Below are 21,661 nucleotides of genomic sequence, written 5' to 3'. Positions count from 1 at the left end.
AGTAAAAGTGGCAGTTGTTTTTAGCTGATGAATATCTAGCGTCTCTTTACATCGTAAAATCTCAAGTGTGAGTAATATTCGAGCAATTTAATTAATTACCACTGATGACTACAAAGCAGATTTTACGTCCCAACAGTAAGTTATGGATGGCAGCGATTAGACCGCCAATGTACAGCGTTGCCATTATGCCCATTTGGGTAGGAACAGCAGTAGCATTTGCCGAAACTAAAATTTTCAATGGTGCAGTATTTTCTACTTTTGTAGCTGCGGCAATCTTAATTCTTGCCTGGGAAAATATCAGTAATGATGTCTTTGATTCCGAAACAGGTATTGATCAAAACAAGCACCATTCTCTAGTGAACTTAACAGGCAATAAGCCATTAATATTTTGGTTAGGAAATTTCTGTTTAGGTTTGGGGTTGCTGGGCATAGTAGCGATCGCCTTTTGGCAACAAGACTTAACTGTTATCGGTATAATTTTGCTCTGCTGCGGTTTAGGTTATATGTACCAAGGGCCTCCCTTTCGCTTAGGATATCAGGGTTTAGGCGAGATTCTTTGCTTTTTTGCCTTCGGTCCTTTAGCAGTGGAGGCAGCATATTACAGCCAAACCCAAACTTGGTCAATGACAAGTTTAGCAGCTTCAGTCATTGTTGGGATTGCCACAACCTTAATTTTGTTTTGCTCACACTTTCACCAAGTTAAGGATGACATAGCCGCAGGTAAGCGATCGCCTATCGTCCGTCTTGGAACCCAAAAAGGTGCCCAACTCCTAGTTTGGTTCACTGCTAGCATTTATCCCCTCACCTTGCTGTTTGTGCTATTGGGAATTTCTCCAGTTTGGACGTTACTAAGTTGGGTGAGTTTACCCTTTGCCTTCAAATTATGCCGCCATGTCCAAGAAAATCATAACCAGCCGGACAAAGTAAGTAACTGTAAATTCATCGCCGTAGCCGTGCATTTCTGGGCTTGCTTACTGTTCGGTTTAGGATTTATGCTTTAGCTATTGCTAAATTGATGGGTTATCAATTTAAATTTCGTCCCTATCAGCGAAGATTTTTGCGATCGCTTACCACCAATCATGGTAAATGGGATATTCGTGAGGGCATTATCCTCCGTCTCACCGATGAATCAGGTAAAGTCGGCTGGGGAGAAATCGCCCCCATTAGCTGGTTTGGTTCCGAAACCCTAGAACAAGCCTTAGATTTTTGTCGCCAACTCCCAGGAGAAATCACAGACGAGATAATTTTCTCCATCCCAGATGAATTACCGGCTTGTCAATTTGGCTTTGAGTCAGCCCAAGAGTGGGGAGAGACGCGATTAATCGCGTCTGTACTAGGGAGTGAATTCTTTTCAATGCCCAATGCCCCATGCCCAATGCCCTATGCCCAATCTTTCAGTGGCTTATTACCAGCTGGGGAAGCGGCTTTAAATCAATGGGAAACCCTATGGCAGCAGGGATATCGGACGTTTAAGTGGAAAATTGGTGTGTATGCGATCGCTCATGAGCTAAAAATTTTTGAGTCACTGATACACACCTTACCAGCCTCTAGCAAACTGCGATTAGATGCCAACGGTGGACTCAGCTATGAGGAAGCTAACTTATGGCTGTGGACTTGCGACAATCTTAAGGAAAATGGAGAAATAGCCCTAGAAATTGAATTTATCGAACAACCCCTACCCGTTGAGCAATTTCAGCAGATGTTGGAATTGAGTATGAGTTATGAAACTGCGATCGCTTTAGATGAATCTGTCGCCACACTTGCACAACTCGCCGCTTGTTATCAAAAAGGTTGGCGAGGGATTTTTGTCATCAAGCCTGGGATAGTTGGATCGCCATCTCGTCTCAGGGAGTTTTGTCAACAGCATCAAATTGATACTGTATTTTCATCAGTATTTGAAACTGCGATCGCCAGACTTGCAGCACTCCAACTAGCGGCGGAATTATCTCGAAACAATAGAGCAGTTGGTTTTGGCATCGACCATTTTTTTGAACAAGAAGAAACTTGGCTTCAAAGTTTATGGAACGACCTTTAGACTGTCTTAATAACCTGGCTCAAAATGATTGGCTTCTTGGTTACAACAGCCATCAATTTAATCAGATAGCTCAAGAATTATATTTAGAACTAACACATTTATCAACGTGTAGAACACCACCAAAAATCATCTTAGCCGAACGCGAACCAATACGATTTTTAGCAAGTTTTATTGCTGCTTGTGCAGCTAATTGTCCAGTTTTTCTTTGTAACCCCGACTGGGGAACACAAGAATGGCAACAAGTCTTTGATTTAGTACAGCCAGACATTATTTGGGGCATGGAGCATGGGAATAATATTCAATACCCAATGCCCAATGCCCAATGCTCAATGCCCAATCGTATTATGATTCCCACCGGTGGTTCATCGGGACAGATTAAATTTGCCATCCACACTTGGGAAACTCTCATAGCATCTGTACAAGGATTTACAGAATACTTTCAACTAAAGCTAGTTAATTCTTTTTGCGTGTTACCGCTATATCACGTTAGCGGATTAATGCAATTTATACGCTCATTCACTACCGCAGGTAAACTGGCTATTCTGCCATTCAAAGCAGTAGAATCTGGTCAAATATTAAATATTAAACAATCAGAATTTTTCATATCTTTAGTACCAACGCAGTTACAAAGACTCCTGCAAAATCCAGAATTAACTGAATGGCTATCTCAATTTAATACTGTACTTTTGGGAGGTGCGCCAGCATGGAACGAACTATTAGAAAAAGCTAGATTTCATCGCATCCGGTTAGCACCTACTTATGGCATGACAGAAACCGCCTCTCAAATTGCCACCCTCAAACCGGATGATTTTCTCGGCGGTAAAATTAGCAGTGGTCAAATTCTTCCTCATGCCAAAGTAACTATTCGCAATCAGCAAGGCGAAATTTTAAATTCCAATCAAATCGGAAATATCACCATTCATGCTCAATCTTTAGCGTTTGGTTACTATCCGATAAACAGAAAAAATCAGGATACTTTTCAAGTAGATGATTTAGGCTTTTTAGACCACCAAGGTCATTTAAATATTGTTGGACGGAACAGCGATAAAATTATTACAGGTGGTGAAAATATTTACCCAGCAGAGATTGAATCAGCTATACAAGCTACTCAAATGGTTGCCGATATTTGTGTAATCGGCATTCCAGATAAACATTGGGGACAAGCCTTAACAGCGATTTACATTCCCAAACAATCAGATACCTCTGCCTTAAAAATCCAAACTCTACTCAAAGACAAACTCAGCAAATTTAAAATCCCAAAATATTGGATTCCCCAGCAAAACCTACCCCGCAACTCTCAAGGTAAAATTAACCGCCAACAGTTACAGCAAATCGCCACAGAATTCCTCCAAAATCCCATCACATAATCTCTCTCGACTTTCTTCTCTCAGCGCCCTCTGCGTCTCTGCGGTTCGTCTCCAACCACTGAATAATCTCTTCAGTTAATTCCCGCTTACTTCTACTACTCACATCAATACAAACATGGCGAGTAATAGCCTTAGCAACTATCACCTCAGCCACTGTAATTTCGTAAGTAATTTCAAACTTATCAACACCTATTTTTTGAGAAATTAAACTAATCAGCAACTTGTCCCCGACAAACATAGGGCGCAAAAAATCGACACTAGCATGAACAATGGGAAACCCCACAGACGGATTAGTAAAAAAATGTTTGAGATTAATACTTGATGCTTCTAAAGATTCTTCATAAGCTTCATGGCAAATACTTAAAACATTAGCAAAATAAACTACCCCAGCAGCATCAGTATCTGGAAAGCGAACCGTGCGGTTATAAGTAAAAAACATTTTTGATAATTGAATTACGAATTATGTTGACTCCAACGGCGGAACCTCGAAGTCATGAAACGAGAAAACATTGTAAGACGAAGCCGCTAGAGCTTTTACCAGCTTACCGTCGAGAGTCAGCAAACTAGCACCTACCTGCTGTGAAAGTGCAACATAAGAGCCATCGTAGGCGGAGATTCCATAATTTAATGCGATCGCAACTGCATCCGCCATCAAGTCAGCTGTGGAGACGACACGCAAGGGCAAAGCTTTGAGGGTGGCTAAATCTGTTTGAACCTCAGCAGCAGTGTACATTCTTGGACAGACGTACTTCAATAAGGCGTTAGCACACTCAATGTAAAAGAGGTCTGGAACAAATATTTCCGTCTGTGGATTGGCAAAATGGTCGAAAAGTTGATTAACTTTGGGAGTTAGTGGATCAGCAATAAAATACTTGATACACACACTGGTATCTAACACGCATCTGAGAGGATTGGTCATCTGTCGCGGTCTTCTCGAATCAGTTCAGTACTATCAGGTAATCCGAAGTCTGCTGGATTCACACGGCGACGCTGGCGGCTTTCTTCTAGGACTTTAAGTACATTCTGTCGTTTCTGGTCTTCTATTTCCTGTGCTTCAGTCTTTAAAGCTTGTTCTAACAGAGTTATAACTTGGGCGTTAATGGAACGGTGTTCAGATGCGGCTAAATTTTGCAGTTTTGCATACAAATCATCGGGTAAATTTCTTACATAAAGGGTGGCCATCGCTTTACCTCGAAGCAGGATTTATCTTAATGCTAGCACAATGCAAGCAAAAAAGGGAGCGATCGCATTTGGTTTGTGAATGCGATCGTTTTTTCCTGCATTAACCATAAAATCAAATTTATATATATTCGTGAGTTTCTTACTCATGCAGAATACGATAGAGACAAATGGAAGAATGACGAATGGTTTGATAGCTAGCACTAATTAGAAGCTATCAATTAGCTTAAATTAAGATTTGTAAGACACCAATCTTAGTCCTAATAATTAAGCAACTAATCCTATAATGAAGACATGTTATATCATCACACTAGCTACACAGAATTACTTACATATTTCCCCCCTTGCCCCATAAAAAATGAAGAAGATTTAGAAAAAACTCAAGCAGTTGTCGATAGTATACTTGATAAAAGGGAACTAACTGAGTCAGAAGAAGACTATTTGAATTTACTGGGAATTTTGATTTATGAATACGAATCAAAACAGGATTTGGTTCCAGATATTTATGGAGTAGAACTTCTCAAAGTTTTAATTGCGGAATTGAATCTTAAAGAAAAGGATTTAGTTCCTATTTTTAAAACGGAGTCAATTGTTTCTGATGTACTAAAAGGCAAGCGTAAATTAACGGTTGAACACATTCAAAAGCTTGCAGAATTTTTCAATCTTTCACCTGCTGTATTCTTCCCAGAGAATCCATTAGACAGAGATTTTTTAGAAGTAGCTTAGTCGCTAGGGCTAGTAATAAATTAGACTTGTTCATTCATCCTCTAAGCGGAGATTCTATAATTTAAGGCGATCGCAACTGCATCCGCCATCAAATCTGCTGTTGAGACAACACGCAAGGGTAAAGCTTTGAGACTAGCTAAATTCCCTTGAATCAAAGAAACATTGTAATGACCTGCACGAGCATACTTCCACAAAACGTTTGCACACTCAATGTAAAACAGGTCAGGTAGAAAGATTTCTGTCTGGGGATAGGCAAGGTGAGCAAACAGTTGATTAACCTTGGCTGTTAGCGGATCAGGAATAAATTGCTTAACGGACACACTGGCATCCACGACGCATCTAAGAGGAATTGTCATCTGTCCCGATCTTCTCTAATCATGGCAGTGCTATCAGGCCATTCGATATCAGTTGGTAGCTGTTCACGGCGAAGGCGGATTTCCTCTAGAAGTTTTGGGACATTTTTTCGTCTTCCGTCCTCAGTTAACTGTGTTTTTGTCTTCTGCAAGGCGTTCTGCAATATTGTAATAACTTGAGCATCAATTGAGCTATTTTCAGCTTTAGCTAACTCTTGCAGTTGTTCGTATAACTCATCAGGTATGTTTAGCGCATGAAGGGTAGTGATTGATTAACCTCCTAAAAGAATTTATTGGTAATGGTAGCACGATGTACATAGGGGATAGAGGATGATTATGCTTTTTGCTTTACAAGTAAAGTATGTCAACCTTCAATTATGGGGTTAAATAATATTTAAGTTTTTAGTCTTCTAAAAACTCGTTTACATGGGTTTCAATCCATGTTATACAGTCTCTAAAGTGACCCATTTTATCTTGTGTCATCTGTTTTGCATGTGCATCAGCCCTATACTTATTTATAGCTTCCATTTTTAAATTAAATTCCTCTTGTTTTCGTGAAAAAATGTGTTCAAAAGTTAACCATTCTTCTTTTATTATCTTTCTCAAAACTTCCAAATATATATTTACCTTATCAGGATCGAATAAATCTTTATAAGCTAGGTGACTATACTTTTTTTGTTCCTCTTTACTAAAATAAACTAGTAATTTCTCTCTTGCTTGATTTTCTCCGTATTTCACCTTTAACTGAGTACGCACTATTTTTCTTAACTTTGGTTCTAAAGCGTTTCTTCTTTGAGATATTTCATTTAACATATCTTCATTGCTTGGATTAACCTTTTTATATTTATTTTTTTGTATTAGATATTGTTTGACTGCATCTATTTTAAAATCATATTCCTCTCTAGTCTGACTGATAATTCCATAACCTTTTAAATGATTAGTATATTCTGTTGACTCACTAGCATATTGATTAAAAAATTTAAGCTCACCAATAGCTAAACATTTTAGTAAATCGTACTCGTCAGGATAAAATTCACTTAAGACACTAACCATCATTTCAATATATTTAGAAGCATGATTTTTATCAAATTCATTTTTAGCTTTATCATACGTAATTCTATCTACTATAATTGGTAGATTTGGATTGTTTAGTTTATGGATTAAACTACAGACTTGTCTAATTAAAAATGGATGTCCACCATAATCTTCCGTTAATTTTGAATAAATTATTTCCTCAAACTGCAATCCCATAATTCTCCCAAGTTTTCTAACCATATCTCTTGTTTGTGGTACATCAAATCTTGGTAAGTATTCAATTGGTATTGAGTGGAAAATAGGATTATCTTTACCAAAAATACTTGATTTTTCTATACACAGTGGGTTAGTTCCTACGATTAAATAAGAGAAAACATTATTTAATTTTTGGAAATTAGCTCTTAAAGTTTGCCAGAAAAATATAAAATCCAAATTTTTTTCCCAGTGTGTAACACTAGAAATATTAAAAGTTATACGTTCGATTTCATCAAATATGATTAAAATGCTTTTTTTTTGAAATATATGATATATTTTACAAATTTCTTCGGCAAAAATTTGAGAAGCATTTTCTTCTGTATATTGAGCTTCTGTTTGCAATGGTAAATTTAGGTTATATTTTTTATTAATTTCTAAAATTATATAATGTAAGCATTTATTCCATCTCCTTTGTTGAAAACTAGTATCATCGCAACTAATCAAAATTGATTTTTCACCTATTTTATCTAGTGCCCTTTGAATTCCAAAAATTACAGAAGTCTTTCCTGTTTTGCGTAATCCAAATAACCCTGAATTTTCATTAGAAAAATGTCTATTTACTATTTTATTAATAATATCACCTCTACCAAAAAAGTATAAATCTTTTTTTAATGGTGATTGAAAATCAAACAAGTCCCTTGTATAAAAATTGGTTTTAAATTTATTTCTTAAAAAATAAGAATCACTATGATTATTTAAAATTTCGCTATAAGATATTGGAACTATAACCTGAGATTCTTGAGATTCTTTTAAAATATTTCTGATTTTTTCTTCTATTTTCTCGTCTTTACTTAACATAACACTACATATTTTATCTATTCTTAAATCTTGAAGCTGATCTGAAACAGCATCAATCGCGTCAATTGATCTAGGCTGAAAAGATTCATAATCACTAAAAATCATGATTAATTCTCTTTCAAAATTAAAAAGCTCCTGATAATTTATAGGTGCTTTAATCAAGGCGTACTTGTATTCACTTCTCCCTCCAATTTTCAAACTATCGAGCCTAGTTACAAACCATTCATTACCAAATTTCTGAAGAATCTTTTGTTCTTCGTTACTCAATATGTATAATTTTCGTTGCACTTGTTCGTGGAAACCCGGTTTTATTTGTTCTTGCATACTTAAATTTATTACCTTTATTTTACAAAGTTGAAAATGTCCTATCTGCCTAAGCCGTGTTTATGGCAGCTTGGTATCAATAGAAAAATTCAATTATATTGTATAAATTATAAATATCCTTTCCTTTTAATCGCACAAGTGCTTTATATTACTTATATTTCTAAGTATATAGTTCAGCTTAAGCCTTTTGCACTTTTATCAGCCTTATAGTTATCTTGTAGGTTGGGTAGAAGAAAGTGAAACCCAACATTATTCATCCACAGAACTTAATGTAATTTGCTGCGAACCATGTATGATAGCCAGTACATCAATCTGTTCTGATTTAATGTAATAAATAATTCTATACGAACCTTCAATAACTTCTCGGATTTTCTCAGTTTCAAACTCTGACACAATTCGACCTGACAAAGGAAAACTAGCAATCTGTTCAGAACGCCTGGTAATCCGATCAGCTATCCTAGCTGCATACTGTGGAGAAGTTTGAACTATATTAAGTATAAATTGCTGAGAGATTTACTACTGCTGTTGCTGTCCAGTAAACGTTCACTCTGGTAGTCCAAATTTCTTCCGCACTTCTTGTACAGAAATAACATTACTAGCTTTGCTATCCGCTAGTCCAGCTTCAACAGTTTGTCGAACAGAAATTTGGTACATCAAATCATCCCATGTGGAATTTTCTGGCAACTTATCAATCAATTTGCGAGCTTCTTCTTTAATGTTTAGATTTTTCATCAGTAGTTAACCAAATACTGTTTGTGCATCAATTTGGATACATTGTAGATGCAAAACAGATGTAGTACTTGATAACAACATTCATTCAACGGAGAGGGGGAGATTCGAACTCCCGGAGGTTTTAGCCTCATCCGATTTCAAGTCGGACGCAATCGACCACTCTGCCACCTCTCCAGTAAATCTGTCAAACTTGTGCTTATCCTAGTTTCAGACGCTATTTCAGGCGCTTTTGTTGGTTAGCACTAAACTTGACAGATCATACTATACCCTATTATCTACGCAGATTGCACTACTGGATGCGAATGTCTACGACACAATACGCGATCGCTCATACAAAATTTCCTCCTCCGCCACCTGGAAGTCATTACCCACCCAAACTAGAGAAACTTGCGAAACCACACCCGCCTCTAGGGTGACAATGGAAAAATTACGCAACTTTTCGCTGTCATTTTCCACAATCCTGGGCACAGTGGCTGCATTCAAGTAAATTATCCCCTCTGGACTTCTAAAGACAGGCTTGCGCTGCACCTTTTTGGTATGGCGTAAATCTCGGTGCATATGACCAAATGTCACCAGGGGAATGGTTTTACCAGCAGTCATGGCTTGAGAAATCGCCTCGCCAAAATCTGGATCGCCAAAATCGCCGCCAATTGGGTGCCAGTCTTTGCCGCAGGGGTCTTCGGGGCGATCGCCTAACCCACTAGGCCCATTGTGACCCAGAAATATAATCGTCTGGTAAGCAGCGCTTTTCACCGCTTTCACGATGCGATCGGCGGATTCTTCCAAACTCGTCACACCGTAACGTTCTTCACAGATTTCCGCGAATTTCCACTCTGGACCACCCCAGGTAAAGGGACGACCCCCCACTACAGTTAAATTCCAAGCGGGAAAATCTAGCTTACCGTAACCGACATGGGACGGGCCTAATAAATCGAGTTGTTCCTGTACCCAGTCTTCCTTAGAGCGGTCATAAGGAGCTTTTTTGCGTCCCCATTCGGTGGCGGTGTACCAGGCATCGTGGTTGCCCATCACGGCTGCTTTGGGAATATCAAGAGAAGCGATCGCTCTGACCACTTCCACCGATTCATTGCCAAAATCCCCGACAAACAGCACTAAGTCAACACCCAAATGCTTGAGTGCAACACCATCTTCCACTTCCCATTGGTCGTGAATATCTCCAACTACAGCAATTTTGAGGTTTATCGATTGAGTTTCTTGACTGGTCATGCCACTTTCCTTGCCGTCTATCTCCAGGATATGAAACTCAGCCCGATTTGGACACAACCCCAAAATATCAACCGTCCACTATTTTTGGTAAAAACTACTATAATTGATTCCACAGGACATAAATTTGCAACTTAAAGCACCCCTTAATTGTGTTTACCACTGCCCTAGCTCAACGAGAAAAAACCCAACTGGGTGAACTACCACTAGATTTGTTTGCCGCCATTGAGAGTCTCAAAAAAGAACTCAACGCAGTTATCCTGGCACATTATTATCAAGAGCCAGATATTCAGGATATTGCCGACTTTATTGGGGATTCATTACAACTGGCGAAAGCAGCAGAAAAAACCAATGCGGATGTGATTGTCTTTGCTGGTGTTCACTTCATGGCAGAAACAGCAAAGATACTTAATCCCGATAAATTAATACTTTTACCAGATTTGAATGCTGGTTGTTCTTTAGCGGACAGTTGTCCACCAGAGGCGTTTGCAGCTTTTAAAGCAGCGCATCAAAATCATCTGGTGGTGTCTTACATCAACTGCTCTGCTGATATTAAGGCGATGAGCGATATTATTTGTACTAGTTCCAACGCTGTGAAAATTGTGCAGCAGATACCGAAGGAACAGCCGATTATTTTTGCTCCAGATCGGAATTTGGGGCGGTATGTCATGGAACAGACTGGACGAGATTTGGTGCTATGGCAAGGTAGCTGTGTTGTCCATGAAACCTTTTCCGAAAAGAAGATTGTCCAGTTAAAAATTGCCCACCCAGAAGCAGAGGCGATCGCACACCCAGAATGTGAAAGTAGTGTATTGCGCCACGCCAGCTTTATTGGCTCCACAGCCGCTTTACTCAAATATTGTCAAAACAGCCCCACCAAGGAATTTATCGTTGCTACGGAGCCTGGAATCATTCACCAAATGCAAAAACTAGCTCCTGACAAGCATTTTATTCCTGCCCCGCCGATGAATAACTGTGCTTGTAACGAATGTCCGTTTATGCGGTTAAACACCCTAGAAAAGCTCTATTGGGCAATGAAAAATCGTACTCCCGAAATTACCATGTCAGAGGATATTCGTCTGGCTGCACTGCGACCAATGCAACGAATGCTTGAAATGAGCCTGTAACTAGTATTTTTTATACGTATGGTAGAGACGCAACAAAACTACGTCTCTACCCATAAGTTATTTTTTCTAAACACTTGCTATTTATAAAACATGGTGCTAAGATTATTAATCGTGAGACAAATCGGGTCGGTGTCCGAGTGGTTAATGGAGACGGACTGTAAATCCGTTGGCTAGCGCCTACGCTGGTTCAAATCCAGCCCGGCCCACCACTTACGAAGTTATAGGTTATAATGACTGGGTAAAGAGCAAAGCTCCCAGCATTGTAACTTACAACTGAAAAATCAAGATTACATTTCGCCCGTGTGGCTCAGTGGTAGAGCACACCCTTGGTAAGGGTGAGGTCACGAGTTCAATCCTCGTCACGGGCTTTTTAAATTATTCAAATAGTCAACGTCAAATAAAGGGTTTCAGGCTTCTGAAGCAATTCAGATGTTGAAAAGCTAATTCTCTTACTTGTATTTGTGACTATTTTGACTATCATGTCAGACTTTTGGATATCCAGCTTGTTTTTTTGGCTATGATTTTGTAGGCTCAGTACAAGCCACAGAGACATTTATCCTAGTCTTCAACAACGCCCTTTTTTCACTCTCTCCCTAAAGTCCTTGGATATCATTACGAATTTCATTATCAATCTGTGATTCCTGAATTACCGAAAAGTCATCCGAATCGTCATGTAGTCCGTGAGAAAGGATAAATCTACTCCCATCTTCTACCTGAAACAGTAATCCAATTTCATTTGCAATATCTACGTATAGTGCGCTGCTGTAGCTTCTTTTTAAAATAGTTATATTTGATATACGTTGCCCTACAAATCTAGCCCAAAAATTATTACTGTATACTTTATCTCTTGCATCTACTGGATAAAGCTCGTTATCTTCTTCAGCTAGTTCTTCACTTGTTTCACCAGCCTCGTTTTTCTCAACCCAGATAGTAACTGAGTTTTTTGATGGTTGACTTCCATATCCAATAACTAGCCCTGAGTCAAAGCTCATGATAAGACAGCCGGCTGTCAGTGAAAAAACTTCTTTTGCTTCAATGCCTTATTCCAGAACCGCCCTATCAGGAGGCTCCCAACTATATCTAGTCAAATTAAGTATCGCAAGTCCCTTAAGGGAGTCTAAAACATCACTCCGATTAGATGGAATATCTGATGTATATAAAAAAGTTTTCATTTATTTAGTTTTTTTGAGCAAACTCAATAAGTTTCAATCTTCATCATGGATTTTTAACTGTCCTTCCACTTTTCTATAAGCTTTCTTAACCCAATACCCTCTAGGTGGCTTTTCTACCCCATAAGCCTTACACCACTTTTCTACAGCTTTATCAGACACGCCCAAATCTCTGCCAATTTGCGCTGTTGGTTTTTCCCACACCAATTTTTCTAGTTCTTCTTTTGATGGCCTTTCAACTTTCCTAGTATGAATCCTAGAGTCTGGATTAACCTTTCTGGTTGTTAAATCAACGCCAAACTCCTTGTAGGTTCGCTTAGATGCTGCTTCAGTTAAATGTGTAAAATCTTCCCACCAGTAAAAAGGATTGGGTGATTTAGGTGGCGTTGTCCTGATACCGCAACCGCCAAACTTGATTGATGGATATACTACTTGATTTATATCTGGCAAATAAAGGCCATAGAAATCAAAGTCATGAGATTTGTACTTTTTCTCATGACAACCATTCTTGTCTGCCCAATTGGTTTTATTTTTCAGTGTGCCGTCGCAACTGTATTTAGCTTGAATTTTGTAACATTTGCCATCCTTGTAGGCAATTAAATCAAAGGGGGCGTGTTCAGTTACTACTGGTACAAAAACCGAATATTCTTTCTCGACTAAATCTGCTATCACTTTAGCAGCTGCTAGATCACCCTTATCTTTTGTGTGGTGCATTTATATGAACTCTCAAGCCTATTTAGTAGATTACCATAAAAAGGCTTATTTAGGGTTCGTATTAAGTAAAAACGGGCGCGGCAGGGTTCGAACCTGCGACCAACGGATTAGAAATCCGTGGCTCTATCCACTGAGCTACGCGCCCAAAACAAAATAATGGCTCCCAAAAGAGTCATCTAAACTATTATATCGTTTGGGCGTACCAAGAAGCAATCGAAAATTGCAGATTTACCACTAGCAAGGCTAAGATGCTAGTCGCTAGTTAGTCAATCTACACCGAAAACAAAACAGATGGGGTATTGGTTTAGATATATTGAGTTGTCAAGGGGTTATTTGCCTGTTAACGCCAACGCCCTCTGGGCAGCTACCTTCGGGAAGTATCTGGCGATCGCTAGACCCATTTTTACAGTAAGCTAGGTAATTTCAGCCTTGGCGATGCTGCCAAATGCCATTATATATTCCATATTAAGAGTGCCCCTGTGAGGAGTTATTTGCTAGTGCCATGTTTATTCTCAAACGGCAGGATGTTGAAATATCAAGCATTCAGCACCCAAAAAAGGATCAGCAGGTGCCGATTCTCAGTTATCAAGGGCAGACTTTTCGCTTGATTAGCATCTTCAAAGCTAGTCAAGAAGAAGAAGCTAGAGCCTTATGGAGAGAATTAACGGATAACCGGGGTAAAGCCTGTGTTTTACTGGAGGAACCGGAACGTTTTAGCGTCTGGGGTAAAATCCGTTTAGAGCAGCTGGGTAGTGACACAGGTAGTCAGGGGAAAACAGGAATTTTAATCCAAGCCAGTATTTTGCTGTTGCAAGGTGTTTATATCGACATTGAAGAGTTTTTAGGTGCTAAACAAGCCGCATTATTTGAGAAAGATATTGCCCAAGTATTACAGCAGAAGCAATTTCCCCAAGTATCTTCCCTAGAAGCGGTTAAATATTTGGTATCTACGAATCCTTTGCCGATAGCCAAAATACCTGATTGGCAAGAAAATCATGTAGTTACCCTCTTACAAGAACTCCATCGATTAGGAAAGGCGTATTTTGGCAACGCCAATTTTACCAAACAAGTGATTTATAAATTAGAAGATATGCCAGAAGGCGAGCGATCGCTGTTTATCAGTTGGCTAAATCAATCGCCACTGGGTAAACTATGGCAGTAGCATGGAAATTCTTTAACAAAATTCCTGCCACTGGCACTTGCTTTTGGTGTCCGATTGTGTATTACGTGGCAGACACACTGCTAGATATACAGTCCTTTAACTCAAAATACTGCCAGAGTGCATCTACATAAGTCTTGCCCTATGAATAACTCTTACGAGAATTCGTTCCTTTCTAAATCAATTTTCACTACTCAGAACATTGTCTTAGCCAATATTGGCTGGGGCGTACTGGCACTGCTATACTTTTTGTTGTTTAGTGCCAAAGTTCCCGGAGCAAATGGCATAGAAAGCCGGGCCGAGTGGTATGTGATTGGTACAAATATTTTTGAAGCTTTAGCTTATTTGGGTGCCAGTATCTTATGCTTGAGGAACTGGCTGAGTCCGCAAATCGTCAGTGGACGGAATGTTTGGCTCTTAATAGGCTTAGGTATGCTTTCCTATTTCGTTGGGGGGATAATTTTTGGCTATACCGAAATAGTTTTAAAAGATGAACCGGATGTGTCTGTAGGCGATATATTTTTTGTACTGACTTATCTATTACTTGGCGCAGGGATGATTTTAGCTGTGGCTTCCAGGCGAATCAACCTGGAAAAATGGCAGTGGCTAATTGTGTTAGCAATTGCAGTGTTCGGTAGTTTGTTGGCATGGTGGATTTCTATGCAACAGGGAAAACCCTCAGAACTGCTAGTCGCTATTTTGAACTGGTTTTACGTAGTTAGCGATGTGGTTTTGTTAATTATTGCTACCACTCTGCTGTTAGCCTTTTGGGGGGGAAGAGTTTCCCAGTCTTGGCGAATGATTGCAGCTGCGGCCTTTTCGCTCTACATTGCAGATATGTGGTTTAAATATGCCCAAGGCCCCAATTATCAAAGTGGGGAGATATTAGAAGTGTTTTGGGTGTTTAGTGGAGTGTTATTTGGCATGGGCGCTGTCTTAGAATATGACGCATCACTAAGACGAACGCGGCGTACCGGCGGACGGAAACGAACTTAGTAAAGATTTTTGGTATCTACCGTGAGAAAATTAACAGACTCTGACAAGCAAGAAATTCTTAAGTTATATCGAGAGACTGCCGAAACAACCTCAACTTTGGCAGACCGCTATGGTGTGAGTAACTCGACAATTAGTCGCCTGCTCAAAAGCACTTTGCCAGAAGATGAGTATGAATACTTAGTCTCTTTAAAGCGAGCTGCAAGAACTCCTGAAGGAAGGGCGCAGGTAAGCTACGAGCAGTTACCACTGCTGATTCAACCAGAGCCGGAGATAGAAGTTCCACCCTTCGATTGCCAACCCTTGGAAGTGCCAAAGGTTGAGCCACTACCACGTCGGGTAATTCATGTAGAGCAGGAGCTTTACTCAGAGGAAACGGCGGAGTCAATCGCCGCTAGTAGACGGGTGCGGCGACGTCCCTCGGCGGCGGAAAAACCGAAGCTACGAGTCACAGAGAAATTAGAAACTCCAGAGCCAAAGCCGCCAGAAATAGTCAGCATCCCTATCCCACCGCTAAAGGATGAACATCCAGGAGCGGCTGTCATCGCGCACCTGCTGGGCGAAGATTTGCTAGACGAATCAGAGGATTTGGATGATTTAGAAGATGATGATTTAGAAGATGACGACTTTGAGGAAGAAGACTTTGATGATGATGACCTGGATGAGCAAAGACCTTTAGTCACAAAACGAAGACCAGGTGAAGCATCAGTTCAAGTTTTACCTCTGTCTGTAGCCAATTTGCCTAAAACTTGCTATTTGGTGATTGACCGTTCATCGGAATTAATTACGCGACCTCTGAAGGACTTTGGTGACTTGGGGCAAATTCCCAGTCTGGAAACCCAGCAAAAAACTCTGCCGGTGTTTGATAACCATCGCGTCGCCAAGCGTTTTTCTACCAAGCGCGATCGCGTGATTAAAGTTCCTGATAGTAAAATGCTCCATAAGGCTCGGACTCATTTGCAAGCTAAGGGCATCACACGACTGTTGATTGATGGTCAGGTCTATTCCTTGTCTACTGTTTAAGATGGGTATTGGGCATGGGGCATGGGGCATGGGGCATGGGGCATTGGTTATTCCCCTTATCTCCCCAGTGCCCAGTCCCCACTAACTTCAACTGTAGACAGCCCTTGCAAAACGCTCTGCCAAGTTAATAATGTCCTGTTTACGAGCAATTTGGTTCATCCATTTTTGAGAAATATTTTCTACCCCGTAATAAATTCCCGCTAATCCACCTGTGACGGCGGCGGTAGTATCAGTATCTCCGCCTAAGTTAACAGCTTTCAGTACCGCCTCAGAATAAGACGAGCTATTCAATAGACACCACAGGCATGACTCCAAGGTATCAATCACATAGCCACCAGAATTAATCTCTTCTACTGGTAACTTGGAAATATCACCACTGAAAACTCTGCCAAAATGCGGCTTCTCTAACAAAAATTCCCGAACCGAATAAATTGTTTGGATATCTTCTAATCCTTGTAAATAAGCTGTTTGGAGGTCAGCCCCTTTTAGCAGCGCCACTGCAATACTAATATAAATACCGCATGCCATCTGCGATCGCGCATGAGCATGAGTAATCGCCGAAACATCATGCACCCGCGCAATCAATTCATCCAGAGTTAAACTTTTGTGACAATAAGCCATCGGCAAGATTCTCATCAAAGAACCATTGCCATTACTATTTTCACTAGTACCACCTGCTTTCAGGGGTGGAGTTCCTTGTTTCCAGTTCACAATGGCTAAAAATGTGGTGTTACCGATATCAAATACTTCGCCTTGAGGAGTCCAGTAACTTTCGTGATACCAGCGCCAGAAGGAATTAGCAATCGCATCCAGTGAAAATCCGTCACAAAGACATTCTGCCAAGCAAAAGGTCAGTGAACTATCATCTGACCATGTACCAGCAGGAACATCCCAAGTTCCATAACCCAGCATAGATATGACTGGAGATTTTACTCGTTCAGCGCGGCTAGTGAACTCCACTGGCACACCCAACGCATCACCAACACATAAACCCATCAAACCAGACAACGTTTTTGCACCGGTTAGCATTGTTCAACCAGCATGAAACTTTTCTACAACTGATTTTACTTGCAAAAAGCCGCTTATTAAACGCTTGGTATACTTTTTAATTCCAAACTAGCTATAGACAGCTCTTGTAAAACGCTCTGCTAAGTAAATAATGTCTTGTTTACGAGCAATTTGGTTCATCCATTTTTGAGGAATATTTTCCACGCCGTAATAAATTCCCGCTAACCCACCAGTGACGGCGGCGGTAGTATCGGTATCTCCACCTAAGTTGATAGCTTTCAGTACCGCTTCAGAATAAGACGAGCTATTTAACAAACACCACAGGGATGACTCTAAGGTATCAATCACATAGCCACCAGAATTAATCTCTTCTACTGGTAACTTGGCAATCTGACCACTGAAAACTCTGCCAAAATGCGGCTTCTCTAATAAAAATTCCCTAACAGAATAAATTTTTTGAATGTCCTGCAATGCTTGTAGATAAGCTGTTTGCAGGTCAGCCCCTTCCAAGAGCGCCACTGCAATACTAATATAAATGCCGCAGGCCATCCGCGATCGCGCATGGCCATGAGTAATCGCCGAAACATCATGCACCCGCGCCAGCAATTCACCTAAAGTTAAGTTCCTGTGACAATAAGCCATCGGCAAGATTCTCATCAACGAACCATTGCCATTACTATTGTCAACCTTGCCACCCGCCTGATGGGGAACAACTCCCTGTTTCAGGCGCATAATTGCTGTATGAGTAGTTTGACCAATATCAAAGACATCGCCACGGGGAGTCCAGTAAGCTTCCTTGTACCAACGCCAAAAGGAATTGGCTATAGCATCCAACGAATACCCTCTACAAAGGCATTCTGCCAAGCAAAAGCTTAACGAACTATCATCTGACCAAGTTCCTGGTGGTTGCTTCCATGTGCCATAACCCAGCATCGTTGTCACTGGAGATTTTACTCGTTCAGCACGGCTAGTAAACTCTACTGGCACACCCAACGCATCACCGACACATAAACCCATCAAACCAGACAACGTTTTTGCACCGGTTAGCATTATTCAATCTCCACGATAACTGCTCAAAATTAACTTTATAGATTCCCTCTATAGCTTGTTGCAACAGATGCTACAGCCTACTTTTCATCCTATGTAAAAAGCTCGACAAAAAATTGTTAATCGGGTCTTTTATTTACCAGATACCGACTTAATTTAAGTTCCAAATATTGTGACAGTTTAAAAAGCGTCTATCTGGAGATAAAGAACGAGGATTAAAAGATATTTAAATTTAATTATAACAGCTTATTTATTATTGCAAGGGATAGTTAGCCTGTAAGCTTTCTGCATTAATAACAACACTAATTTCAGAAAAATTGAGAATCATTCGGAACATTGCCGCACGATTTTCGACCTGGAATATACAAGTAAAAAATACAAAATCTTGTAAAAATTATGAAATGCTTATTCAAGTATTTCGTGACAATTTCTGCATTGTCTTCCTTAATAGTTGCTCCTCTTATTCTATCAGCTGGTCAAGCTTCTGCTGAAACAAAAAAGGGTACTGATGCTAGTTATATTGGTGCTGGTGTTGCAGCTGGCGTTACCAGTGGTGGACAAGGTATCAACGATGATGCCACATTTGGTGGTAATGTAACAGGCCGCGCGAAATTAGGAAATACGCCTTTTTCTGCACGCGGTAATGTCCTCTGGAGTGATCAGACGAGTGCCATCATCCCAGAACTTTCTGTGGATGTGCCTATTGCTAATAGAACTAACGCCTATTTAACTGGTGGTTATTCTTTTGTAGAGAAAGATGGCTCACCAACTCCCATAGGTAATAGAGATTCAGTAGTGCTAGGTGTTGGTGTTGAATCGGAAGTTGCTAACAATTTCCTCGTCTATACTAATGCCAAAGTCGGACTTGGTGCTTACCAAAATAGCGATGCTTCTGCTGTTAGCATTAATGGTGGTATTGGTTATCGCTTCAAATAAAAGATTATTGAGTCCTAAGTCACTCTATACTTTACTTAAGTACTCAGGACTCAGCACTCAAAACTCACTACTCTCAAAAGCTGGTTTTGTTAAGTGTTACATTACTGACAAAGCCGGCTTTTGCCGTGGTAAAATTGAAATATTCCTCTTTATTCCGGCCGGATTACCGGGGATCAAGTAGCCGAATGGTGCTGATTCGGCGTCTACCTAATGATTTATTGAGAATACTATACAAGTCTAATGGTTAAATCTGCTCCTTCCCCGATCGCTAGCCGTAAGCCTTCCAAAGTAGAAGGAATCAAAGAAAATAGTAATTTTTTGCGTGAACCTGTAGCAAGTGAGATCCTTGAAGAGACTACCCATTTTACCGAAAATGCGGTGCAGCTATTAAAGTTTCACGGTTCTTACCAGCAAGATAACCGCGACAATCGCACTAAGGGACAGGAAAAAGATTACCAGTTTATGCTGCGGACAAAAAATCCAGGTGGTTTGGTGCCGCCGCAGCTGTATCTAGCTTTAGATAAAATAGCTGATGAGTATGGCAACCACACGTTACGAGCAACTACCCGTCAAGGTTTCCAACTGCACGGTATTTTAAAGAAGAATCTTAAAACATCAATCGCCACAATTGTCAACAACCTGGGTTCGACTTTGGGAGCTTGCGGTGACATCAACCGGAATGTCATGGCACCACCAGCCCCCTTTAAGAATCGCCCAGAGTATCAGTATGCTTGGGAATATGCCCAGAATATTGCTGACTTGCTGACAGCCCAAAGCGGTGCTTATTACGAAATTTGGTTAGATGGGGAAAAAGCAATTAGCGGCGAAGAGAACCCAGAGGTGAAGGCAGCCCGACAACGCAATGGCAATGGCACCATTATCCATGACAACGAAGAACCCATTTATGGCACGCACTATATGCCCCGCAAGTTCAAAATTTGCGTGACGGTGCCAGGGGATAATTCGGTTGATTTGTATTCCCAAGACCTGACGTTGGTAGTAATTACTAATAAGAAGGGACAATTAGAAGGATTTAATATTTTTGCTGGTGGTGGTTTAGGTAGAACACACGGTAAAGAAGAAACTTTCGCTAGGTTAGCAGACCCCATCGGTTATGTGGCAAAGGATGACGTTTACGACATAGTGAAAGCGATTGTTGCTACTCAGAGAGATTATGGCGATCGCACTGATCGTCGTCATGCCAGATTAAAATATCTAATCAATGATTGGGGCGTAGATAAATTCCGTACCCAAGTTGAAGAATATTTCGGTAAATCAATTGAAGCCTCGAAACCACTGCCAGAGTTTAAATATCACGACTTCCTCGGCTGGAATGAACAAGGTGATGGCAAGCTGTTCTTAGGAATTTCCATTGACAATGGTCGAATCAAGGATGAAGGTTCGTTTCAACTGAAAACCGCTTTGCGGGAAATTGTCGAGCAGTTCAACTTCTCTATCCGCCTGACAGCCAACCACAACCTGATTTTTTACGATATCGAACCAGATAGCAAGCAAGCTATTCAAGACATTCTCAGCCGTCACGGTGTCGGAGACGACCCTAGTAAAATCGAACCTTTAGTGCGGTATGCAATGGCTTGTCCGGCTTTGCCCACTTGCGGCTTGGCAATCACGGAATCAGAACGGGCAATACCGGGGATTTTGGAGCGGGTTCGCGCTCTGTTAGATAAAGTTGGTTTACAAAATGAGCATTTTGTGGTAAGGATGACAGGATGCCCCAACGGCTGCGCTCGTCCCTACTTAGCAGAATTGGCCTTTGTCGGTAGCGCTCCAGAATCTTACCAATTATGGTTAGGGGGTTCGCCAAATCAAACGCGACTGGCGCAACCTTACACAGAAAAGCTGCACCATAATGATTTAGACAGCTTCCTAGAGCCGATTTTTGTTTACTTTAAGAAATCTCGGAAATCGAAGGAAAGCTTCGGTGATTTTTGCGATCGTGTTGGTTTTGATGCCATCCGCGAATTTACTAGTAGCTATGAACCCCAAACAGCCAATAGTGCAAATAAATCACGCCACCGGGTGAATTTGAAAGAAGAGGTTTATACTAAGTTGAAGGAAGTAGCCCAAAACCAAGGTAAGCCGATGACTGAGTTGGTGAGTGAAGCGCTAGAGGCTTACTTCCAGAATCTTTCGTAAGCTGAAAAATTAAAGATAATTAAACTACAGATAGACACAGATAAATCCATCTGTGTTTATCTTGTGTAAATCCTAATGCAGTTAGGTAACACATCCACAGGAAAACGAACTATGGTAACAACAGCAAAATTTGCAGAAACTAGGGATGTGCTGCAAAACATTAGCTGGCACACATTCAAAGCCATGCTGGCAGATATGGGATGTGAAAGTAAGAAAGTTGGACAAATAGCAGCAACTCGTGCTTTCCGTACCTGGGTTAGACAGCAGATATCTACAGCAGGACAGTAATTTATTAAGAAA

The 21,661-nt window shown here is 40.5% G+C and carries 27 protein-coding genes and 4 tRNA genes; 15 read left to right on the top strand and 16 right to left on the bottom strand.

The window, feature by feature from the left end:
- Positions 1-104 precede the first annotated feature (104 nt).
- The 3 genes from menA to V7K31_RS06730 are packed head-to-tail and all read left to right on the top strand — an operon-like array spanning position 105 to position 3,402.
- Positions 105-1,001, top strand: coding sequence for a 2-carboxy-1,4-naphthoquinone phytyltransferase (gene menA, locus V7K31_RS06740; RefSeq protein ID WP_335093330.1), 897 nt, complete (start codon positions 105-107; stop codon positions 999-1,001).
- A gap of 14 nt (positions 1,002-1,015) precedes the next feature.
- Entirely contained in the window at positions 1,016-2,035 is a 1,020-nt protein-coding gene (locus V7K31_RS06735) for an o-succinylbenzoate synthase (protein WP_335093328.1), read from the top strand.
- Positions 2,020-3,402, top strand: a complete 1,383-nt coding sequence (locus V7K31_RS06730; protein WP_335093327.1) for a 2-succinylbenzoate--CoA ligase — start codon at positions 2,020-2,022, stop codon at positions 3,400-3,402. Before V7K31_RS06735 ends, V7K31_RS06730 begins: the two co-directional genes overlap by 16 nt.
- Here V7K31_RS06730 and V7K31_RS06725 read toward each other — a convergent pair.
- From V7K31_RS06725 to V7K31_RS06710, 4 genes are read right to left on the bottom strand one after another with little or no spacing between them, the layout of a single operon-like run.
- On the bottom strand, positions 3,395-3,841 hold the full coding sequence (locus tag V7K31_RS06725) for an acyl-CoA thioesterase (protein ID WP_335093325.1): 447 nt from the start codon (positions 3,839-3,841) through the stop codon (positions 3,395-3,397). The genes V7K31_RS06730 and V7K31_RS06725 overlap by 8 nt on opposite strands.
- A 21-nt stretch (positions 3,842-3,862) precedes the next feature.
- A complete protein-coding gene (locus V7K31_RS06720; RefSeq protein WP_335093323.1) occupies positions 3,863-4,321 on the bottom strand; it encodes a type II toxin-antitoxin system VapC family toxin in 459 nt (152 codons plus the stop codon).
- On the bottom strand, positions 4,318-4,584 hold the full coding sequence (locus V7K31_RS06715; protein WP_335093321.1) for a FitA-like ribbon-helix-helix domain-containing protein: 267 nt from the start codon (positions 4,582-4,584) through the stop codon (positions 4,318-4,320). The genes V7K31_RS06720 and V7K31_RS06715 overlap by 4 nt, the downstream gene beginning before the upstream one ends.
- Before the next feature lie 21 nt (positions 4,585-4,605).
- Entirely contained in the window at positions 4,606-4,731 is a 126-nt protein-coding gene (locus V7K31_RS06710; RefSeq protein WP_335093319.1) for a hypothetical protein, read from the bottom strand.
- 144 nt (positions 4,732-4,875) lie between these two features.
- Between V7K31_RS06710 and V7K31_RS06705 the strand changes: the two genes are divergently transcribed.
- Complete coding sequence (locus V7K31_RS06705; RefSeq protein ID WP_335093317.1) at positions 4,876-5,307, top strand: helix-turn-helix domain-containing protein; 432 nt, start codon at positions 4,876-4,878, stop codon at positions 5,305-5,307.
- 41 nt (positions 5,308-5,348) lie between these two features.
- Here the strand turns inward: V7K31_RS06705 and V7K31_RS06700 are convergent, their stop codons facing one another.
- The 7 genes from V7K31_RS06700 to V7K31_RS06670 all read right to left on the bottom strand — a co-directional run bounded on the left by V7K31_RS06700 (position 5,349) and on the right by V7K31_RS06670 (position 10,031).
- Positions 5,349-5,663, bottom strand: coding sequence for a type II toxin-antitoxin system VapC family toxin (locus tag V7K31_RS06700; protein WP_335093316.1), 315 nt, complete (start codon positions 5,661-5,663; stop codon positions 5,349-5,351).
- A complete protein-coding gene (locus V7K31_RS06695) occupies positions 5,660-5,812 on the bottom strand; it encodes a hypothetical protein (protein ID WP_335093315.1) in 153 nt (50 codons plus the stop codon). The genes V7K31_RS06700 and V7K31_RS06695 overlap by 4 nt, the downstream gene beginning before the upstream one ends.
- A 250-nt stretch (positions 5,813-6,062) precedes the next feature.
- Entirely contained in the window at positions 6,063-8,072 is a 2,010-nt protein-coding gene (locus V7K31_RS06690) for a hypothetical protein (RefSeq protein ID WP_335093314.1), read from the bottom strand.
- A gap of 249 nt (positions 8,073-8,321) precedes the next feature.
- Positions 8,322-8,516 carry a type II toxin-antitoxin system RelE/ParE family toxin gene (locus tag V7K31_RS06685; protein WP_335093461.1) on the bottom strand — a complete coding sequence of 65 codons (195 nt, stop codon included), beginning with the start codon at positions 8,514-8,516 and terminating at the stop codon, positions 8,322-8,324.
- A gap of 99 nt (positions 8,517-8,615) precedes the next feature.
- The gene (locus V7K31_RS06680; protein WP_335093313.1) at positions 8,616-8,804 is read right to left on the bottom strand and encodes a hypothetical protein; all 189 of its coding nucleotides are present in this window, start codon (positions 8,802-8,804) and stop codon (positions 8,616-8,618) included.
- Positions 8,805-8,893: 89 nt separating this feature from the next.
- Positions 8,894-8,978: transfer RNA gene (locus V7K31_RS06675), tRNA-Ser, on the bottom strand.
- 132 nt (positions 8,979-9,110) lie between these two features.
- Positions 9,111-10,031 carry a TIGR04168 family protein gene (locus V7K31_RS06670; RefSeq protein WP_335093311.1) on the bottom strand — a complete coding sequence of 307 codons (921 nt, stop codon included), beginning with the start codon at positions 10,029-10,031 and terminating at the stop codon, positions 9,111-9,113.
- Here V7K31_RS06670 and V7K31_RS06665 point away from each other — a divergent pair.
- The 4 genes from V7K31_RS06665 (at position 10,011) to V7K31_RS06650 (ending at position 11,523) form a co-directional block, all read left to right on the top strand.
- Complete coding sequence (locus V7K31_RS06665) at positions 10,011-10,166, top strand: hypothetical protein (protein ID WP_229456357.1); 156 nt, start codon at positions 10,011-10,013, stop codon at positions 10,164-10,166. The genes V7K31_RS06670 and V7K31_RS06665 overlap by 21 nt on opposite strands.
- A 14-nt stretch (positions 10,167-10,180) precedes the next feature.
- Positions 10,181-11,155, top strand: a complete 975-nt coding sequence (nadA, locus tag V7K31_RS06660; RefSeq protein ID WP_335093309.1) for a quinolinate synthase NadA — start codon at positions 10,181-10,183, stop codon at positions 11,153-11,155.
- A gap of 123 nt (positions 11,156-11,278) precedes the next feature.
- Positions 11,279-11,364, top strand: a tRNA-Tyr gene (locus tag V7K31_RS06655).
- An 87-nt stretch (positions 11,365-11,451) separates the two neighbouring features.
- Positions 11,452-11,523, top strand: a tRNA-Thr gene (locus V7K31_RS06650).
- Positions 11,524-11,748: 225 nt separating this feature from the next.
- Here the strand turns inward: V7K31_RS06650 and V7K31_RS06645 are convergent.
- From V7K31_RS06645 to V7K31_RS06635, 3 genes are all read right to left on the bottom strand, one after another.
- The gene (locus V7K31_RS06645) at positions 11,749-12,147 is read right to left on the bottom strand and encodes a hypothetical protein (protein WP_335093308.1); all 399 of its coding nucleotides are present in this window, start codon (positions 12,145-12,147) and stop codon (positions 11,749-11,751) included.
- A gap of 213 nt (positions 12,148-12,360) precedes the next feature.
- The gene (locus tag V7K31_RS06640; protein WP_335093306.1) at positions 12,361-13,038 is read right to left on the bottom strand and encodes a group I intron-associated PD-(D/E)XK endonuclease; all 678 of its coding nucleotides are present in this window, start codon (positions 13,036-13,038) and stop codon (positions 12,361-12,363) included.
- A gap of 72 nt (positions 13,039-13,110) precedes the next feature.
- Positions 13,111-13,183: transfer RNA gene (locus V7K31_RS06635), tRNA-Arg, on the bottom strand.
- A 146-nt stretch (positions 13,184-13,329) separates the two neighbouring features.
- On the opposite strand from V7K31_RS06635, the gene V7K31_RS06630 reads away from it, so the two are divergent.
- The 4 genes from V7K31_RS06630 to V7K31_RS06615 all read left to right on the top strand — a co-directional run bounded on the left by V7K31_RS06630 (position 13,330) and on the right by V7K31_RS06615 (position 16,213).
- Positions 13,330-13,455, top strand: coding sequence for a hypothetical protein (locus tag V7K31_RS06630; protein WP_335093305.1), 126 nt, complete (start codon positions 13,330-13,332; stop codon positions 13,453-13,455).
- Between the two features lie 85 nt (positions 13,456-13,540).
- Positions 13,541-14,200: an Npun_F0813 family protein gene (locus V7K31_RS06625; RefSeq protein ID WP_334826841.1), complete on the top strand. Its 660-nt coding sequence runs from the start codon at positions 13,541-13,543 to the stop codon at positions 14,198-14,200.
- A 141-nt stretch (positions 14,201-14,341) separates the two neighbouring features.
- Entirely contained in the window at positions 14,342-15,193 is an 852-nt protein-coding gene (locus V7K31_RS06620) for a hypothetical protein (protein WP_335093303.1), read from the top strand.
- Between the two features lie 21 nt (positions 15,194-15,214).
- Positions 15,215-16,213: a transposase gene (locus V7K31_RS06615; protein ID WP_335093301.1), complete on the top strand. Its 999-nt coding sequence runs from the start codon at positions 15,215-15,217 to the stop codon at positions 16,211-16,213.
- An 87-nt stretch (positions 16,214-16,300) separates the two neighbouring features.
- On the opposite strand, the gene V7K31_RS06610 is transcribed toward V7K31_RS06615, so the two are convergent.
- Positions 16,301-17,242, bottom strand: coding sequence for an ADP-ribosylglycohydrolase family protein (locus V7K31_RS06610; RefSeq protein WP_335093300.1), 942 nt, complete (start codon positions 17,240-17,242; stop codon positions 16,301-16,303).
- 87 nt (positions 17,243-17,329) lie between these two features.
- Positions 17,330-18,271 (bottom strand): ADP-ribosylglycohydrolase family protein, encoded by a 942-nt coding sequence (locus V7K31_RS06605; protein WP_335093298.1) that lies wholly within the window; start codon positions 18,269-18,271, stop codon positions 17,330-17,332.
- A 393-nt stretch (positions 18,272-18,664) separates the two neighbouring features.
- Between V7K31_RS06605 and V7K31_RS06600 the strand changes: the two genes are divergently transcribed.
- The 3 genes from V7K31_RS06600 to V7K31_RS31810 all read left to right on the top strand — a co-directional run bounded on the left by V7K31_RS06600 (position 18,665) and on the right by V7K31_RS31810 (position 21,649).
- Positions 18,665-19,204 (top strand): hypothetical protein, encoded by a 540-nt coding sequence (locus tag V7K31_RS06600; protein ID WP_335093297.1) that lies wholly within the window; start codon positions 18,665-18,667, stop codon positions 19,202-19,204.
- Between the two features lie 240 nt (positions 19,205-19,444).
- Complete coding sequence (gene sir / locus V7K31_RS06595) at positions 19,445-21,361, top strand: sulfite reductase, ferredoxin dependent (protein ID WP_335093296.1); 1,917 nt, start codon at positions 19,445-19,447, stop codon at positions 21,359-21,361.
- Positions 21,362-21,472: 111 nt separating this feature from the next.
- Positions 21,473-21,649 carry a hypothetical protein gene (locus tag V7K31_RS31810; RefSeq protein WP_442941226.1) on the top strand — a complete coding sequence of 59 codons (177 nt, stop codon included), beginning with the start codon at positions 21,473-21,475 and terminating at the stop codon, positions 21,647-21,649.
- Positions 21,650-21,661: the final 12 nt, after the last annotated feature.

This window comes from Nostoc sp. (assembly GCF_036917675.1).
In the GTDB taxonomy this organism is placed as follows: domain Bacteria; phylum Cyanobacteriota; class Cyanobacteriia; order Cyanobacteriales; family Nostocaceae; genus Nostoc.
Note: the sequence above shows the minus strand (reverse complement) of the source record. Positions and strands in the feature narration are given on the sequence as shown.

Bases quoted from the DNA above. Each gene is read 5' to 3' on its own strand.
- menA (WP_335093330.1), top strand. From the start codon at position 105: ATGACTACAAAGCAGATTTTACGTCCCAACAGTAAGTTATGGATGGCA.
- V7K31_RS06735 (WP_335093328.1), top strand. From the start codon at position 1,016: ATGGGTTATCAATTTAAATTTCGTCCCTATCAGCGAAGATTTTTGCGA.
- V7K31_RS06730 (WP_335093327.1), top strand. From the start codon at position 2,020: ATGGAACGACCTTTAGACTGTCTTAATAACCTGGCTCAAAATGATTGG.
- V7K31_RS06725 (WP_335093325.1), bottom strand. From the start codon at position 3,841: ATGTTTTTTACTTATAACCGCACGGTTCGCTTTCCAGATACTGATGCT.
- V7K31_RS06720 (WP_335093323.1), bottom strand. From the start codon at position 4,321: ATGACCAATCCTCTCAGATGCGTGTTAGATACCAGTGTGTGTATCAAG.
- V7K31_RS06715 (WP_335093321.1), bottom strand. From the start codon at position 4,584: ATGGCCACCCTTTATGTAAGAAATTTACCCGATGATTTGTATGCAAAA.
- V7K31_RS06710 (WP_335093319.1), bottom strand. From the start codon at position 4,731: ATGAGTAAGAAACTCACGAATATATATAAATTTGATTTTATGGTTAAT.
- V7K31_RS06705 (WP_335093317.1), top strand. From the start codon at position 4,876: ATGTTATATCATCACACTAGCTACACAGAATTACTTACATATTTCCCC.
- V7K31_RS06700 (WP_335093316.1), bottom strand. From the start codon at position 5,663: ATGACAATTCCTCTTAGATGCGTCGTGGATGCCAGTGTGTCCGTTAAG.
- V7K31_RS06690 (WP_335093314.1), bottom strand. From the start codon at position 8,072: ATGCAAGAACAAATAAAACCGGGTTTCCACGAACAAGTGCAACGAAAA.
- V7K31_RS06680 (WP_335093313.1), bottom strand. From the start codon at position 8,804: ATGAAAAATCTAAACATTAAAGAAGAAGCTCGCAAATTGATTGATAAG.
- V7K31_RS06670 (WP_335093311.1), bottom strand. From the start codon at position 10,031: ATGACCAGTCAAGAAACTCAATCGATAAACCTCAAAATTGCTGTAGTT.
- V7K31_RS06645 (WP_335093308.1), bottom strand. From the start codon at position 12,147: ATGAGCTTTGACTCAGGGCTAGTTATTGGATATGGAAGTCAACCATCA.
- V7K31_RS06640 (WP_335093306.1), bottom strand. From the start codon at position 13,038: ATGCACCACACAAAAGATAAGGGTGATCTAGCAGCTGCTAAAGTGATA.
- V7K31_RS06630 (WP_335093305.1), top strand. From the start codon at position 13,330: ATGGGGTATTGGTTTAGATATATTGAGTTGTCAAGGGGTTATTTGCCT.
- V7K31_RS06625 (WP_334826841.1), top strand. From the start codon at position 13,541: ATGTTTATTCTCAAACGGCAGGATGTTGAAATATCAAGCATTCAGCAC.
- V7K31_RS06620 (WP_335093303.1), top strand. From the start codon at position 14,342: ATGAATAACTCTTACGAGAATTCGTTCCTTTCTAAATCAATTTTCACT.
- V7K31_RS06610 (WP_335093300.1), bottom strand. From the start codon at position 17,242: ATGCTAACCGGTGCAAAAACGTTGTCTGGTTTGATGGGTTTATGTGTT.
- V7K31_RS06605 (WP_335093298.1), bottom strand. From the start codon at position 18,271: ATGCTAACCGGTGCAAAAACGTTGTCTGGTTTGATGGGTTTATGTGTC.
- V7K31_RS06600 (WP_335093297.1), top strand. From the start codon at position 18,665: ATGAAATGCTTATTCAAGTATTTCGTGACAATTTCTGCATTGTCTTCC.
- sir (WP_335093296.1), top strand. From the start codon at position 19,445: ATGGTTAAATCTGCTCCTTCCCCGATCGCTAGCCGTAAGCCTTCCAAA.
- V7K31_RS31810 (WP_442941226.1), top strand. From the start codon at position 21,473: ATGGTAACAACAGCAAAATTTGCAGAAACTAGGGATGTGCTGCAAAAC.